At 69.4% G+C, this 14,530-nt stretch carries 17 protein-coding genes; 12 read left to right on the top strand and 5 right to left on the bottom strand.

What is annotated here, in order from left to right; translation table 11 throughout:
* Positions 1-97 precede the first annotated feature (97 nt).
* From FHX45_RS19640 to FHX45_RS19625, 4 genes are all read left to right on the top strand, one after another.
* Positions 98-361: a glutaredoxin domain-containing protein gene (locus FHX45_RS19640; protein ID WP_167104014.1), complete on the top strand. Its 264-nt coding sequence runs from the start codon at positions 98-100 to the stop codon at positions 359-361.
* Positions 362-400: 39 nt separating this feature from the next.
* Positions 401-976 (top strand): TetR/AcrR family transcriptional regulator, encoded by a 576-nt coding sequence (locus tag FHX45_RS19635; protein WP_167109214.1) that lies wholly within the window; start codon positions 401-403, stop codon positions 974-976.
* A 102-nt stretch (positions 977-1,078) separates the two neighbouring features.
* Positions 1,079-1,618: a hypothetical protein gene (locus FHX45_RS19630; RefSeq protein ID WP_167104011.1), complete on the top strand. Its 540-nt coding sequence runs from the start codon at positions 1,079-1,081 to the stop codon at positions 1,616-1,618.
* Positions 1,619-1,795: 177 nt separating this feature from the next.
* Positions 1,796-4,609, top strand: a complete 2,814-nt coding sequence (locus FHX45_RS19625) for a PQQ-dependent sugar dehydrogenase (protein WP_167104008.1) — start codon at positions 1,796-1,798, stop codon at positions 4,607-4,609.
* Positions 4,610-4,657: 48 nt separating this feature from the next.
* Here the strand turns inward: FHX45_RS19625 and FHX45_RS19620 are convergent, their stop codons facing one another.
* From FHX45_RS19620 to FHX45_RS19600, 5 genes are all read right to left on the bottom strand, one after another.
* Complete coding sequence (locus FHX45_RS19620) at positions 4,658-5,500, bottom strand: SIS domain-containing protein (RefSeq protein ID WP_167104005.1); 843 nt, start codon at positions 5,498-5,500, stop codon at positions 4,658-4,660.
* The gene (locus tag FHX45_RS19615; RefSeq protein WP_167104002.1) at positions 5,497-6,537 is read right to left on the bottom strand and encodes a zinc-binding dehydrogenase; all 1,041 of its coding nucleotides are present in this window, start codon (positions 6,535-6,537) and stop codon (positions 5,497-5,499) included. Before FHX45_RS19615 ends, FHX45_RS19620 begins: the two co-directional genes overlap by 4 nt.
* A 19-nt stretch (positions 6,538-6,556) precedes the next feature.
* Positions 6,557-7,369, bottom strand: coding sequence for an LLM class flavin-dependent oxidoreductase (locus FHX45_RS19610; RefSeq protein ID WP_167103999.1), 813 nt, complete (start codon positions 7,367-7,369; stop codon positions 6,557-6,559).
* A gap of 80 nt (positions 7,370-7,449) precedes the next feature.
* Positions 7,450-8,136 (bottom strand): metal-dependent transcriptional regulator, encoded by a 687-nt coding sequence (locus FHX45_RS19605; protein WP_167103996.1) that lies wholly within the window; start codon positions 8,134-8,136, stop codon positions 7,450-7,452.
* Positions 8,137-8,178: 42 nt separating this feature from the next.
* Positions 8,179-8,628: a GNAT family N-acetyltransferase gene (locus FHX45_RS19600; RefSeq protein ID WP_167103993.1), complete on the bottom strand. Its 450-nt coding sequence runs from the start codon at positions 8,626-8,628 to the stop codon at positions 8,179-8,181.
* 103 nt (positions 8,629-8,731) lie between these two features.
* Between FHX45_RS19600 and FHX45_RS19595 the strand changes: the two genes are divergently transcribed.
* The 8 genes from FHX45_RS19595 to FHX45_RS19560 all read left to right on the top strand — a co-directional run bounded on the left by FHX45_RS19595 (position 8,732) and on the right by FHX45_RS19560 (position 14,450).
* Entirely contained in the window at positions 8,732-9,136 is a 405-nt protein-coding gene (locus tag FHX45_RS19595; protein ID WP_167103990.1) for a hypothetical protein, read from the top strand.
* Positions 9,133-9,750, top strand: a complete 618-nt coding sequence (locus FHX45_RS19590; protein WP_167103987.1) for a DUF3558 family protein — start codon at positions 9,133-9,135, stop codon at positions 9,748-9,750. The genes FHX45_RS19595 and FHX45_RS19590 overlap by 4 nt, the downstream gene beginning before the upstream one ends.
* Before the next feature lie 197 nt (positions 9,751-9,947).
* Positions 9,948-10,349 (top strand): hypothetical protein, encoded by a 402-nt coding sequence (locus FHX45_RS19585; protein WP_167103984.1) that lies wholly within the window; start codon positions 9,948-9,950, stop codon positions 10,347-10,349.
* A 12-nt stretch (positions 10,350-10,361) separates the two neighbouring features.
* Positions 10,362-10,991: a DUF3558 family protein gene (locus tag FHX45_RS19580; RefSeq protein WP_167103982.1), complete on the top strand. Its 630-nt coding sequence runs from the start codon at positions 10,362-10,364 to the stop codon at positions 10,989-10,991.
* A gap of 367 nt (positions 10,992-11,358) precedes the next feature.
* Positions 11,359-11,763: a hypothetical protein gene (locus FHX45_RS19575; protein ID WP_167103979.1), complete on the top strand. Its 405-nt coding sequence runs from the start codon at positions 11,359-11,361 to the stop codon at positions 11,761-11,763.
* A gap of 8 nt (positions 11,764-11,771) precedes the next feature.
* Positions 11,772-12,422 (top strand): DUF3558 family protein, encoded by a 651-nt coding sequence (locus FHX45_RS19570; protein WP_167103976.1) that lies wholly within the window; start codon positions 11,772-11,774, stop codon positions 12,420-12,422.
* Positions 12,423-12,463: 41 nt separating this feature from the next.
* Positions 12,464-13,699, top strand: coding sequence for a hypothetical protein (locus FHX45_RS28455; RefSeq protein WP_279588885.1), 1,236 nt, complete (start codon positions 12,464-12,466; stop codon positions 13,697-13,699).
* A 4-nt stretch (positions 13,700-13,703) separates the two neighbouring features.
* Positions 13,704-14,450 carry an ESX secretion-associated protein EspG gene (locus tag FHX45_RS19560; RefSeq protein ID WP_167103973.1) on the top strand — a complete coding sequence of 249 codons (747 nt, stop codon included), beginning with the start codon at positions 13,704-13,706 and terminating at the stop codon, positions 14,448-14,450.
* Positions 14,451-14,530 lie beyond the last annotated feature (80 nt).

The raw sequence follows: 14,530 nt of genomic DNA, 5'->3' as shown, positions 1-14,530 counted from the left end.
TCACGCTGCGTCCTATTTTTCGATCTATCACCCTTTCGTGTTACTTGTCGCAAGATCACCGCTCGGCAACGATCCCGGGCGCCGTTAACCTGGATGCATGAACACTGAGCGCGCGGTCGAGTTCTACTGGCGCCCGGGCTGCGGCTTCTGCATGGCGCTGCGCGCGGGCCTGGAGCGGGCCGGCCTGCCGTTCACCGAGGTGAACATCTGGGAGGAACCGGGCGCGGCCGAGCGCGTGCGCGCGGTCGCCAACGGCAACGAAACGGTGCCGACGGTGTTCGTCGGCCCGGCCGCGATGGTCAACCCGAGCGTGGGCGAGGTCCTCGCCGCGGTGCGCGAGCACGCCCCCGAACTGCTCTGATCCGTCGTACCTACTGGTAGGTACAGTGGTGTCGTGGACATGCCGGACACCGCCGAGCGCTTGATCCGCAGCACGCAGGAGCTGCTGTGGGACCGCGGATACGTCGGCACCAGCCCGAAGGCCATCCAGCAGCACGCGCGGGCCGGCCAGGGCAGCATGTACCACCATTTCGCGGGCAAGGCCGACCTGGCGCTCGCCGCCATCCAGCGCAGCGCCGCGGAGCTGCGGGCCGAGGCCGAGGCGGCGCTCGGCGGCCACGGCACCGCCCTCGATCGCCTCGACGCCTACCTGCTGCGCGAGCGGGACGTCCTGCGCGGCTGCCGGCTCGGGCGGCTGGCCCACGACCCGGACATCGTGGCGAGCGAGGAGCTCCGGCGGCCGGTGCACGAGACGTTCGACTGGCTGCGGCAGCGGCTCGCCGGGGTGGTCGCCGACGGTGTGCGCCACGACGAGCTGCCGGCGGCTCTCGACCCGGACGCCATCGCCGCGGCCATCGCGGCGGTGGTGCAAGGCGGCTACGTGCTCGCCCGTGCCACCGGCTCCCCGGACTCCTTCGCACGTGCCATTGACGGCCTGCGGAGGTTGCTCGGTGCGACTTCCCAGCACCGACAGTAATGCGAGCAGCATCCTCGCTGCCCCAACGGCTTCACCTTCACCCGGTTGCGGTACAAATGCGCGCAACTGTGCGTATGCCTTCGCGTTCGAGAGGTGGGTCCGGTGAACGACGAAGTGTCGGTGGCCGAACTGCTGGAACGCGAGGGCCGGCCGGAAGAAGCGCGGGCGCCGCGTTCCCGCTTCCAGGTGGTGGCGGTCATGCTGGCGGTCGTGCTGGGCTGCGGGCTCGCCGCGATCCTGGTCAAGGTCGGCGCGGACACACCGACCGGCCCCGACTCGGCACTGGTCAGCCTCCCGGCCGGGCCGACCGGCGGCCTCGGCGGCGGCGGTGTCCCGGAGAACCCGAGGACCACCGAACGCACCAACAGCTCGTCCCGCATCGTGGTCACCAACGAGCCCCGCGGCCCGCTGGAGCCGGGCGACGGCATCCCGCGGTCCACGAAGCCGGGCGCCGGAACCTCGACCGGGACGGTCACCGTCACCGGTTCGGCCCTGCCGCCGTCGTCGGGCACCCTGCCCACGCCCCCGTCCGGCACGGGCAGCGCGAGCCAGAGCGGCACACCCACCGGCCGCACCACCACGACCACCCCGCCGCGGTGGACGCCGCCGAGCTGCACGCTGTGGATCATCTGCCCGCGATGACCCACGCGGGCACCGGGCCCGCCACCGGGCCGGACACTGTCCACAACGGACTCCGACTGGGCGGTCACCGGCGAGAGCGCTTTCCGGAACAGCGCTCCTTCATCACGGATCAATAACCTGCGGCAACGGGACAACCCTTCCGGGCGAAGACAACTCATACGCCTGAAAGGGGGATGCATGCACTCTCGGTGGTCAATCAGACGTCTCTTCGCGCTCCTCGGCATCGCACTGCTCACGGTGGGCCTGACCACGGTGCTCCCGGCGCCGCAGGCCGCAGCCGCGCCGCCGCCCGGCTTCGCGCTGCTGGACCAGCCCACCGGGCAGAACGCCTTCGAGCTCACCGATTTCGCCTACCTGCCCGACGGTGGCTTCCTGAGCACCGGCAAGAGCGGCAACCTCAACTGGACCGCCGCCGACGGCAGGACCACCCGCACGCTGCGCACCCTGAGCGTGCGCAACCAGGGCGATCTCGGCCTGGTCAGCGTCGCGGTGGCACCCGACTACGCCACCTCGAAGACCATCTACCTGGTCCGTTCGGTGCCGACCGGCAGCACGTTCACGCTGCGGCTGGCGAGATGGACGGTCACGGGTTCGCCCGAGCCGGCCGGGATCACCGGCGAGCAGACGCTGATCGACCTGCCCGGCGGCTCCGACGTGCACGGCATGACCGGGCTGATCGCCGCCGCGGACGGCACCCTGTGGGTCTCCACGGGCGACAACGCCGACTACACCCGGGTCGACGAGAACGCCCTCAAGGCGGTCGACCGCGACAGCCTCCAGGGCAAGATCCTGCACCTCACGGCCACCGGCGCCGGTGTGCCAGGCAACCCGTACTACGACGCCGCGAACCCGGCATCGGCCCGCAGCCGGGTGTTCGCCAGCGGGTTCCGCAGCCCCTTCCGGTTCAGCCTCGACCCCAGCAGTGGCCTGCCCGTCGCCGGTGACGTCGGCTGGAACGAGTGGGAGGAACTGGACCTGGTGCAACCCGGACGCAACTACGCGTGGCCCTGCTGGGAGGGCAACCACCGCACCCCGGGCTACGCGGACCTGCCGGGCTGCGCGTCGGTGACCAACACGCCGCCGCTGTGGGAGTACCACCACGGCAACGGCACCAACCAGGGCAACAGCATCACCGCCGGGATCGTCTACACCGGCTCCAGCTACCCGGCGGAGTACCGGGGGGCCTTCTTCTTCGGCGACTACGTCGGCAAGAAGCTGTGGACCGCGCGCTGGGACTCAGCCGGCACGCTCACCCAGGCGCCGCAGGACCCGGCGTGGGCCACCGGGATCGGTGGCCCGGTCAAGTTCGCCGCGGCACCGAACGGCGACATCGTGTACGCCGACATCTACAGCGGCAACCTGCGCCGGCTGAGCTACGTCACCGGCAACACGACCCCGGTGGCGAAGGCGACCACGACGTCCGACCCGGCCACCCGGACGGTGACCTTCGACGCGTCCCAGTCGGCCGACTACGACGGTGACGCCCTGACCTACGCGTGGGACTTCGGGGACGGCGCGGCCGGCACCGGCGTGACCGCGACCCACCGGTATCCGGGCGACGGCCCGTACACCGCGACGCTGACCGTGCGCGACCCGCTGGGCAAGTCCGGCACCACCTCGTTCACCGTGGCACCGGCCAACCACACGCCGGTGATCACGCTGACGGAACCGGCCGCGAAGGACTTCGCGATCGGCGAGCAGGTGTCGCTCGCGGCGACCGCGACGGACGCCGAGGACGGCCCGCTGCAGGTCAACTGGACCAGCTCCGTGCTGCACTGCCCGGAGGAGGCGACCTGCCACGCACACCCCGGCGTCGGGGCGAGCGGCTCGGCCTTCCGCCTCCCGTTCACCGACCACCCCGACTCGCGGATGGTCCTGACCGCCACGACCACCGACAGCGCGGGCGTGTCCACCAGCACCAGCTACACGGCCTGGCCGCGCCGGCACCGGCTGACGCTGAAGTCGAACGTGCCCGCGTCGCTGCAGATCCCTTCCGAGGGCGGCGTGCACAGCGCGCTGGTCACCGAGGGCGTCACGCTGGATGTGGTGGCCGCGGAGACCGCCGCCGACGGGGTGTCCCGGTTCACCGCCTGGGCCGACGGCCCGGTCGGCCGGACCCGCACGCTGACGGTCACCGCCGACTCCACGCTGACCGCGAACTACGCGACGGCGATCGACCAGCGGTACGCGAGCGACCCTGCCGTACGGGCGCTGCTCGGCGCGCCGACCGCGGCGGAGGTGCAGGACGGCAACGTGTGGTACCGGGTCTACGCGCACGGCCGGATGTACTGGTCGGCACAGACCGGTGTGCACGAGGTCCACGGCGCGATCCTCGGCAAGTACCTGGAGCTGGGCGGTCACACCCGGTTGGGCGCCCCGGCGACGGACGAGCTGACCACACCCGACGGTGCGGGCCGCTACAACCACTTCGCAGGCACGCCGGGCACGCTGGCCGCCTCGGTGTACTTCTCGCCGGGAACCGGAGCCCACGGCATCTGGGGTGTGATCCGGCAGAAGTGGGCGGACCACGGCTGGGAGTCCGGCCCGCTCGGCTACCCGGTCACCGATGAACTGTCCACTCCGGACGGTATCGGCCGCTACAACCACTTCAGCCGGGACGGCTCGATCTACTGGACGCCCGCGGCCGGCGCCCACTCGGTCTGGGGCCTGATCCGGCAGGTGTGGCAGCAGACCGGCTGGGAAACCGGCCCGATGGGCTACCCAATCACCGACGAGCTGACGGCGCCGGACGGGCGGGGCAAGTACAACCACTTCGACAAGGCGGCGTCGATCTACTTCTCACCGTCGACGGGCGCGCACGAGGTGTACGGCGCGATCCGGCAGCGGTGGGCGGCGCTGGGCTGGGAGAGGTCCTACCTCGGCTATCCCACCTCCGGCGAGTTCCCGTCCGCCGGCGGCCGCCGCAACAACTTCCAGTGGGGCTACGTCCAGTGGTACCCCAGCGGAACGGTCACCGACCGGCGCTACTGAACCGGGCCGACCGGGGCCGCCCTCCGCGGAGGGCGGCCCTTGTCGCGGTCAGTGGTAGAAGCGCAGGGCGTCGAGCAGGGCGTGGTCCGGCTTCGGATCGCCCAGCCGGATCGCCACCTCGGTAACGAGGGCCTGGGCGAGAGCGGTGAGCGCGGTCAGCGAGCGGCCGTGCGAGACGCCGCTGGTTTCCGCGTAGAGCGCGACGTCCGCGGTGTCGGCCAGTGGCGCGGCCGGGTTGTCGGTCAACGCCACCACCGGCAGGCCGGTTTCGGAAGCGTATCCAGCGGCCCGGACCGTGTCGGCGGCGTAGCGGCGCACCGAGATCGCGAGCAGGACCTCGCCCTCGCGCAATTCCGTCAGCTCGTCCGGCAGCGAACCGCGGCCGAGCTGGTGCACCGCGGGCCGGATCTCGTGCAGTCGTTGCGCGGCCATGCCGGCCACGGCGCGTGACTCACGCAGCCCGATGACGTGCACCCGTGGCGCGCCGGCGAGCAGCTCCACCGCACGCAGCCAGGACGGGCGGTCGATGCGGCCGAACGTGCGGGCGAGATTGGCCTGTTCCTGTTCCAGCACCGCGGACAACAACCCGCCCGGGGACTCCACCTCACCGGCCTGTTCGGTGCGTCGCGCGAGCTGCGCCTGCTCGGCGACCCACGCGCGGCACAGCTCCATGATGTCGGGATATCCGGGCAGTCCCAGGGAGTTCGCGAACCGGGCCACCGAGGACTCGCGGACCTCCATCAGCCGTGCGGCCTCCGCGATGCCGCGGTAGGCCGTGCCTTCGGGATCGGCGAGCAGCAGGTGGGCGATGCGCAGCTGCCCGCCGGTCAGTTTCGGCAACCGGCCGCGGAGCAGCTCCGCCAGCTCCTGGTAGCTCCCCGGCGCCCTCACACCCGCAGCTCCACGACGGTGACTCCGGCGCCGCCGGCCGGATCGTCCATCGCCATCAGCGCGGCCGGTGCCTCGTCCAGGGTGATCCGGCGACCGACCAGCGCATCGAGGTCCATTGTGGACCGTTCGATCAGTGCCAGCATCTGCGGGTACTCGTGGGCCTGGATGCCATGGCTGCCGAGCAGGACGAGTTCGTCGGCGATGACCCGGTGCATCGGGATCGGCGGGACGCCCTGCCCGGGCGGCATCAGTCCGACCTGGACGTGGCGACCGCGGGGCCGCAAGCTGGCGACCGAGGCCGCGCAGGTCTGCGGAAGACCGGCGCAGTCCAGAGAGACGTGCGCACCGCCGCCGGTGATCTCGCGGATCGCGGTGGCGGTGTCCTCGCCGCCTTCCACCGCGGCTTCGGCGCCGAGTTTCGTCGCCAGCGCAAGGGCTTCCGGCGCGATGTCGACCGCCACCACCCGCGCACCGGTGGCGACGGCGAGCATGACCGCGGAGATGCCGGCACCGCCGCAGCCGTGCACCGCGACCCACTGCCCGGCACGCACCCGGCCCTGTCGCAGCACCGCGCGGAAGGCGGTGCCGAAGCGGCAGCCGAGCGCGGCGGCGGTGGTGCCGGGCAGGTGTTCGGGCAGCCGGACGAGGTTCACGTCGGCGTGGTCCAGGGCGACCAGTTCGGCGAAGGAGCCCCAGTGCGTGAACCCGGGCTGGGTCTGGTGGGCGCAGATCTGCTGGTTGCCGGTGACGCACTGCTCGCACGAACCGCAGGCGCACACGAACGGGACGGTCACCCGGTCCCCGGGCCGCCAGTGACGGACCCGGTCGCCGGCCGCGACGACCCGGCCGGCCAGCTCGTGGCCGGGGACGTGCGGGAGGGTGATGTCGCTGTCGTGGCCGCGCCAGGCGTGCCAGTCGCTGCGGCACACGCCGGTCGCCTCCACCGCGACGACCACTCCGTGCGGGGCCGGCGCCGGGTCGGGGAGGTCACGGACCTGCGGTGGTGCTCCGAACTCGGTGAAGACGACAGCGCGCACCCCGCCACCCTACGTCGCGTCAGCGGTCCTTGAGCAGTTCCACGACGCGGGCGAACTGGTCGGCGTGGCCGGAGTTGATCGTGACGTAGGAGATGCCGAGCTCGTCGCGGCGGCGGAGGAGGGTGTCGGCGGCCTGCCGGGGGGTTCCGGGCAGGACGGAGACGGAGCCGTGGGCGGCCAGCTCGTGGACGGTGGTGCCGAGATAGCGCTCCAGCCAGGGCGCCGGCTCGTCACCGACGGCGAGCAGGTTCATGGCGAGTTCCACGTCTCGGTCACCGGCAGTCTCGCGGACGGTGCCGACGAGGTCACGCGCTTCGTCCTCGGTGGCGCGGGGTGACCACGCCACGGTCACGATGTCGGCTTCCCGCCCGGCGAGGGCCAGCATCCTGGGTCCGCCCGCGGCGAGGAGGAGTTTCGGGCGGTCCGGCCGGGCTTTGAGGTGCCGGACCGTGTCGGCGATGTGGTCGAGCCGCTCCCCAGGGGTGCCGAACTCGACGCCGAGTCTTTCCAGGTGGCGGCCGGCGTCCGGGCGCCCGGTGCCGAGCCCCAGTTCGAACCGGCCGCCGGTGAGCCGGTGCAGGCTGTCCGCCTGCCAGGCCAGCAGGCGCCGGTCGCGGAACTTGTCGACGGCGACGAACGTCCCGACGTGCAGGTCGGTGGTGACGGCCGCGGCGGCGGACAGGGCGGTGAAGGGGTCGAGCCCGCCCAGCGGATCCGGGGAGACGAGGGTGTCGAAGCCGTGGGCCTCGGTCTTCCGGGCGAGCCGGGTCCAGTCGTCCAGGCCGTTCACCTGCCCGGCGACGAGGCCGAAGCGGAAGGGTTTGCCGGTCATGGAGCCGAGGATGACACCGTCCGGCGGTTCCCCGCGTCCGCCGGTTGTCGACTTCGCGCGCTACGTCCGGAGGCGCACGGTCAGAACACGGCGACGCTCAGCGCCTGCGCGATCTCCTTGCCCAGCGCGTGCGTGGCCGCCTCGGTGCCCGATCCCACCTTCACCACCAGCGACCCGCCGAACGGCTGCCGCTCCACCACCTCGATCCGCTCACCGAGCGCGATCGCGTGGTCGGCGAGGTACCGCAGCATGTCGGGATCGGTGTCCCACACCCGGACGATCTGCCCGACCGCGCCTGGCTCCATCTCGTCGAGCAGGCGGGTGGGGACCTCCTCGACGCTGCCGTCGGCGGCGGGGATGGGGTCGCCGTGCGGGTCGCGCACCGGGTTGCCGAGCTTGGCCGCGATGCGCTCGATGAGCCGGTCCGACACCGCGTGCTCGAGCGCGTCGGCTTCGCCGTGAACCTCGTCCCAGGTGTAGCCCAGCTCCTGGACCAGGTAGGTCTCGATGAGCCGGTGCCGCCGCAGCACGCCGCGCGCGAGCCGACGGCCCTCCGGGGTCAGGGCGATGCCCCGGTACGGAACGTGCTCGACGAGCCCCTGCTGGGCGAGCTTGGTGACCATGCCCGACGCGGACGAGGGACTCACCTCGAGCCGGCCCGCCAGGGTGGCGTTGGTGACGGCCTCACCGCGCTCGACCAGGCCGTAGATGACCCGGATGTAGTCCTCGATGGACGAGGAGGGCGAGCGGTGCGGACTGTCGGGCATGGCAACAACTCTACGTGCGGGACGGGCCGGAGTCAGCCTTGCCTAACTCGGCGCCCCCGGTGCCCACCGGTAGCGGATCCACCCCGGAACCGGCTGCGCGCCGAGCTGGGCGTAGAAGGCCGCGGCCCGCTCGTTGCCTTCCTGCATGTCCCACTCGACCCGCCCATCGGTCCGCGCGCGCAACGCGCCGAGCAGCTCGTTCCCGAGCCCGTGACGGCGGTGCTGGGGGCGGACGTACAGGTCGTCCAGCCAGATGCCCGGCCGTCCCTCCCAGGTGGAGAAGTTCCAGGAGCAGAAGGCCATCCCGGCGACCGCCCGCTCACCCGGCGGCTCGGCGATGAGGACCCACGCCTTCGGCTCCGGACCGAACAGGTGCTTCGTCATCTCGGCGCGGTCCAGCACGAGGGTGTCGTTGCCCTCGTACCGGGCGTGCTCCTCGATGAGCGCGCAGATCTCCTCGACGTCGGCCACCTCGGCTTCTCGTACCGGCATGCACCCCATGCTAAGGGGCGATCCGCCCCAACCGGGCGCCATCCATGATCCGCTCCCGCTATGCTTGCCCTTGAACTGTGTACTACACCGGGGGTGGGGACAGATGAAGGAGGGCGACCGGGCGCCCACGATCGGCCCGACGATAGGCGCGGGACTGACCGCCGTGGGCGGCGCGGGATACCACTTCGACCCCGACCAGATCGCCGAGCTGATCCCGAAGTGGGAAGAGCTGGTCAACGACCTCGATTCGGACTTCATAGCACTGAGGCTCGCTCTTCAATCAGCCAATCCGCCATCAGCCGACGAACCCGCCGCGGCAAACGCGCAGGCCATACGCGCTTCGCTGGAGACAGCAACGCTTCATAACCGGCAGATGCGGCAGTACGCCGACGAGTGGATTCGCACCCTCCGGAAAGCCAATGGCACCTATGGAAACCAGGAAGACCGCACGGGGCGCGGCCTGCATGACAGTCGAGCAGACACCTCCGGCAACGGACTCTACCGGTGAAAGACAAAGGTTTGAAACAAACAACTATTCTCACTGCAGCTATGTCAGCCATCGCTCTCAGCGTTGTCGCCTGCGGAAAGTCGGATATCGGAAGCGCATCCGTGACAACACGGGGATCGACGGCAGTATCATCGAGTTCAGCGCCGGACTCCGACGTCCACATCGCCGACCAGCTGGATACGACGAGATTCGTCAGCGCGCCGTGCAGCACGCTTACCGCCGAACAGACAGAGCAGTTGGGGATTTCGAGCGAACGGAATGCCAGCAACGGAACAGCGTGCACTTGGCGGTTCGGACCTAATTTGGACTGGGCGTTGCAAATCTACTATGTACTTCCCGATGCCAAGAACGGTCTGCAGAACCTGTACAACCAGAAGGCCGCCGGCTGGTACGACAAAGGGTACTTTGAGCCGACTACGATCGAGAACTACCCCGCCGTCTTCAATTCCGGTACGGACCTCCGACCGCAAGGAACGTGCGATCTGTCCGTCGGGGTGAACAACGAGATGATCATGAGCGTGACCGTGCATGGCCAAGTCGGCAGGGACAACTGCAAAGCCACCGGCAACGCCGCGTCTGCCGCGATCCGGACCATCAAAGCCGCCGGCCGGTGATCCGTGGCGCAGTGCTCGGGTGCTTCACACGCGGAGACGAGCGGCCGGCAAATTCGCCGTCGATGCCCCACTACCTCGGCGTCTCCTACCGGCAAGGCCGCTACGGAACTCGGCGATTCGCCCCAACCGGGCGCCATGCATGATCCGGTCCCGCTATGATCCCCTTGAACTTTGTACTACTCGGGGGTGGGGAGCAGATGAACGAGGGTAGCCGGGCGTCCGCGATCGGCCCGACGGTCAGCGCAGGACTGGCCGCCGTAGGCGGCGCGGGATACCACTTCGACCCCGACCAGATCGCCGAGCTCATCCCGAAGTGGGAAGCGCTGCGCGACGGGATCGACGAGGATTCCCAGCTGCTGACCGCAGCGGGGCAAGCCGCTACGGCCCCGTCCGCCGACCTACCCGCGCAGGACAACCTGCAGCGAATCAGCACCTCGATCGGAGCCGCGATCGAAAACAACCTGAGGTTACGTGAATACGCTCAGACGTGGATCGACATGCTGAGGAAGGCGAACCGGACCTACCAGCAGCAAGACGACAAGGCTCAGAAGGGCCTGTCCGGATCATCCGAGCACACCAGCGGCAGCGGGCTTTACTAATAGGGAGCACCCGTGAGGAAGATCGAGGCAGCGGCCCGGCTAACCCTGATGTCCACAGCGCTCTTGGCAACTGCGGCGTGCTCTGCTGGCGGCGCGACTGGCACGGCTGCCAGTACCAGCACCGCCGCAGCACTATCGAGTCCACCTCCGCCGAGAAGCGAACAGGCACCACCCGTTCCGAACCCGCTCGACCCAGGCGGCTTCGTCGAGGACCCGTGTCGTAGCTTGACCGTCGCGCAAACCGCGGACCTGCAAATACAGGAGCTCGGAACTAAAAAAGACGTGGGCATTGACAACATCAAAGGCTGCAACTGGCAATTTGGCGCCAACCACGAGTGGAGAATTCAGGTCGCCTATGTTGTCCCGCGCGCCAAGAACGGCCTCCAAAACCTGTACGACCAAAAGTCGGTCGGCTGGTTCGACCATGGATACTTCGTTCCCACCTCGGTTGCCGGCTACCCCGGACTGTTCAGCAACTTCTCCGACACCCGCCCGCACGGCCGCTGCGACCTCGCCATCGGCATCAACGGTCAAATGATGCTCACAACGGCAGTCACCGGCGAAGCCACCAAGGACAACTGCAAAGCCGCGTCCACGGTTGCGGAACGGATCATCACGACGATCAAATCCGGGGGGAATTGATGACCGACGCCGCGCTGGGTTACACAGCTTCACTCACCGAGATGACGGCCCAGCAGATCTCGCATCACCTTGGAGAAGGTCCCGATCAAGACCCAGGCGCTTCACGACACCAAGAACAGGATCGTTCCGGTGCCGGAGACATTCATGACGCCCTCGACGCCGGGTCAGCAGATCTTCAACGACTCCAGCTTCCTCCAGACGAGCCAAGGTCGCCGCAGTGAATGACGCCGCGAAACGGAACGTCCGGACCTGCGACACCTCGACGCCTCGTACCACTATGGGTGATTCGTCCCAACCGCTCACCATCCATGATCCGTTCCGGCTATGCTGCTCTTGAACTGTGTACTACACGGGGGGTAGGGAGCAGATGAACGAGGGCGACCGGGCGCCCACGATCGGTCCAACGGCAGGCGCGGGACTGACCGCGGTGGGCGGCGCGGGATATGACTTCGACCCCGACCAGATCGCCGAGCTGATCCCGAAGTGGGAAGAGCTGCGCGTCGGCATCACCCAGGATCAGGAACGGCTGCGCGTCGCACTCCGGGAGACGACGGCCCCATCGGCGGATGAGCCTGCTCAGGCGAACGCACTTCGGATCGCCGCATCCATTCAGGCTGCGATCGACCACAACGCAATCTTGCTCGACTACGCGCAGAGCTGGATCTACATGCTGAAGAGGGCAAATGGCACCTATCAGAGTCAGGACGATCACACTCGTTCCGTCCTGAACCGGGCTTCTGGTGCAGCCGACGGCAGCGGGCTCTACGAGTAGGGGATCACGTGGGCAAGTTCAAGACGCTAACCAGCGTGACTCTAGCGAGCACCGCGCTGCTCGCACTTGTGGCGTGTTCGGACGGAGGAGCGACCGGTACGTTGTCGGGCAGGAGCTCGAGCAGCAGCCTTACCAAGGCTCCTGGCGCTGCCAGCGAGACACCGGCTCGGAACCGGCAACTCGCGCCTCAGGTGACCGATCCGCTGGATGCCGCACGTCTTGTTGCGCACCCGTGTGACAGCCTCACTGCCGATCAACTCGATCGTCTCGGAGTCGCGCACAAGGGGAATGAAACGGTCGTCGACACCGACGGCGGAAAAGGGTGCGACTGGCAATACGGGCTCAATCTCGAATGGACGATCCAAGTGGCGTTTGTAATGCCCGGCAGCAGGAACGGCCTTCAGAACGAATACGACCAGAATTCGGCAGGCTGGTTCGACGGCGGCTACTTCGTTCCCACTTCGGTTGCCGGATACCCCGGGGTCCTGAGCAACGTGTCCGACACCCGCCCGCACGGGCGGTGTGACCTGGCTGTCGGCATCAATGACCAGATGCTGCTCACCACCGCGGTCACCGGCGAAGCCACCAGAGACAACTGCAAGGCGGCGGCGAACGTCGCCGAACGGGTCATCTCGAAGATCAAGGCTGGGGGAAATTGATGAGCGGCGCGGTGCTGGGCTCTACCTCCTCACTCGGTGGCATGACGGGTCAGCAGATCTACGACAACTTCACGAATGCCGTGGGCCCTGCCGGCCTTCAAGAAGCCGGCCACAAGCTGCGCGCGGTGATGAAGAAATACGAAGTTCGCAGCAAACAGATCAGCTCCCTGTCGGAGATGATGAACGAGGGCTGGCGCGGAGAGGCTGCGAGCGCCGCCTCCGAGAGCGTGGGCAGGTTGGCCATTTCCCACTCCGCGGCCGCCGATGCCATGAACACCGCGAGCGATCTGATTGGGAACCAGAGTCAGGCGTTCTTCGACACCAAGAACAGGGTCGTCCCGGTGCCGGAGACATTCATGACGCCCTCGACGCTGGGTCAGCAGATCTTCCACGACTCCAGCTTCCTCCAGACGACCAAGGTCGCCCTGGCGAACGACGCCGCGAAGCGGAACGTCGAGGCCATGCGCGCCTGGACGACGACCTCCGGTGACAACGGCTCGAAAATGCCCACCTCCTACGGCACCCTCGACGCGGGCGTCCTCGGCGTCATCCAGAGCTCGCCGAGTGAGGTCGTCGTGGAGCAGCACCAGCCGACGAGTGACGGTCCGCGCCTCGGAGGCCCTGGGGGTGCCTCCCGGGGTGGCGGCGGCGCTGTCACCGGCGCCACCCCTTCCCTGTCGGGGCCGTACCACGCCCCGGCAGGGCAGGCGCCGGCCGACGCGCGCACCGTCGCCGCGGACGCCGCGGACGCACCGTCCCCTCACAACCCGCTTCCGCAGGGCGGCAACCCCGGCTACGGCACGTCGAGCGGCGAGGGAGTCCCCGGGTACGGCAACTCGACCGGTTATCCCGGTGCCGTGCCGCCGGGAGAGCGGTTCGGGGCAGGCGCGGGCCGTGGCGGGATCGCTTCCGGGCGGGGATTCGGACCGGGCGTGGGCGGCGCCGGAGGCTCGGGCGGCGCCGGGCGCGGCTTCGGGCCTGGCAGCGGTGGCGCCGGCAATTCGCTTGCCGGAGGCAAGCGGCTCGGCGCGGCAAACCCTGCCGGGGCGGGCGAGTCGTTCGCCCGGAGTGGCGCGTCGGGGCGCGGTGGTGCCGCCGGTGGCCCGGGCGCGATGGGCGCCGGCGCGGGCAACCGCGGCAAGGGTGAGGACGACAAGGATCACCAGCGGAAGTACATTGTGGACGAGGACGATCACTTCCAGCTCACCGCGGAGGGCGAGAAAGCGGTCGACCCGATCACGGGCCTGACCGTGTCCTCGCCGGTCCTCGGTCAGTGACGTCATGTGGTTCGCCGAACCGGAACGGTTTCAGGTCGACCTCCTCGCCGCCATGGTCGCCAAGGTCACCGGGAACGAGCTGCACCTCGCGCTCGCGCCACAGGCCGTGTGGCGGCCGGACGACATCGAGGCCGCCTTCGACCGTGCGGTCGACGCCGCCCTCGCGCGTTTCCGGACGGCCGGCCGCGACGAGCCGGCCTTCACCGACATCGCGCGCCTGCTCAGCACCCCGGACGAAGCCCGTTTCGGCTGGCTGTCCGACACCACGACCGGCGTCAACCGGTCCGCGCTCGTAGCGGCGAACCACTACTTCGGGCTGGTCGCGGTGCGCGAGGACCGCGAGGTCACCGTCCGCACCTTCCAGCGCGACCGGCTCAGCACAGTGCTCGCCGACATTCTCCCCCAGGACGTCCGGAAGTCATCCGAACCGATGCTGACCGTGCTGCGCAGCGAGGTCCGGGGCGCGCGGCGGGCCGAGCGCAACGGCACCCGGCCGAGCCGTGCCGTCCAGCGCGTCGACCACCTCGCCTCCCTCGAGCCGTTCTTCATCGCCGAGCTGTACGCCGAGACGCGGGACCCCAGCGGCCAGCCGCGCCAGCCGCGGTTCCCGCTCCGCGTCTACGACAACGCCGAGGGTCGCTGGACCGTCCTCACCGCCCCGCACTACGACGATCAGGTCCTGCACCTGGCGCCCGCCACCGCGGCGGACGTCGCCGACCGGCTCGACGACCTGCGCCGGGAACTCCATTGACTGCACGAACTGGCGCTCTCGTCGAGCGGGGGACCGACCCTGCCGGCGACGCACGAGCGGGCACATCGTGCAGCAGCCGG

Origin of the sequence: Amycolatopsis granulosa, from assembly GCF_011758745.1 — a bacterium.
GTDB lineage: Bacteria > Actinomycetota > Actinomycetes > Mycobacteriales > Pseudonocardiaceae > Amycolatopsis_E > Amycolatopsis_E granulosa.
Note: the sequence above shows the minus strand (reverse complement) of the source record. Positions and strands in the feature narration are given on the sequence as shown.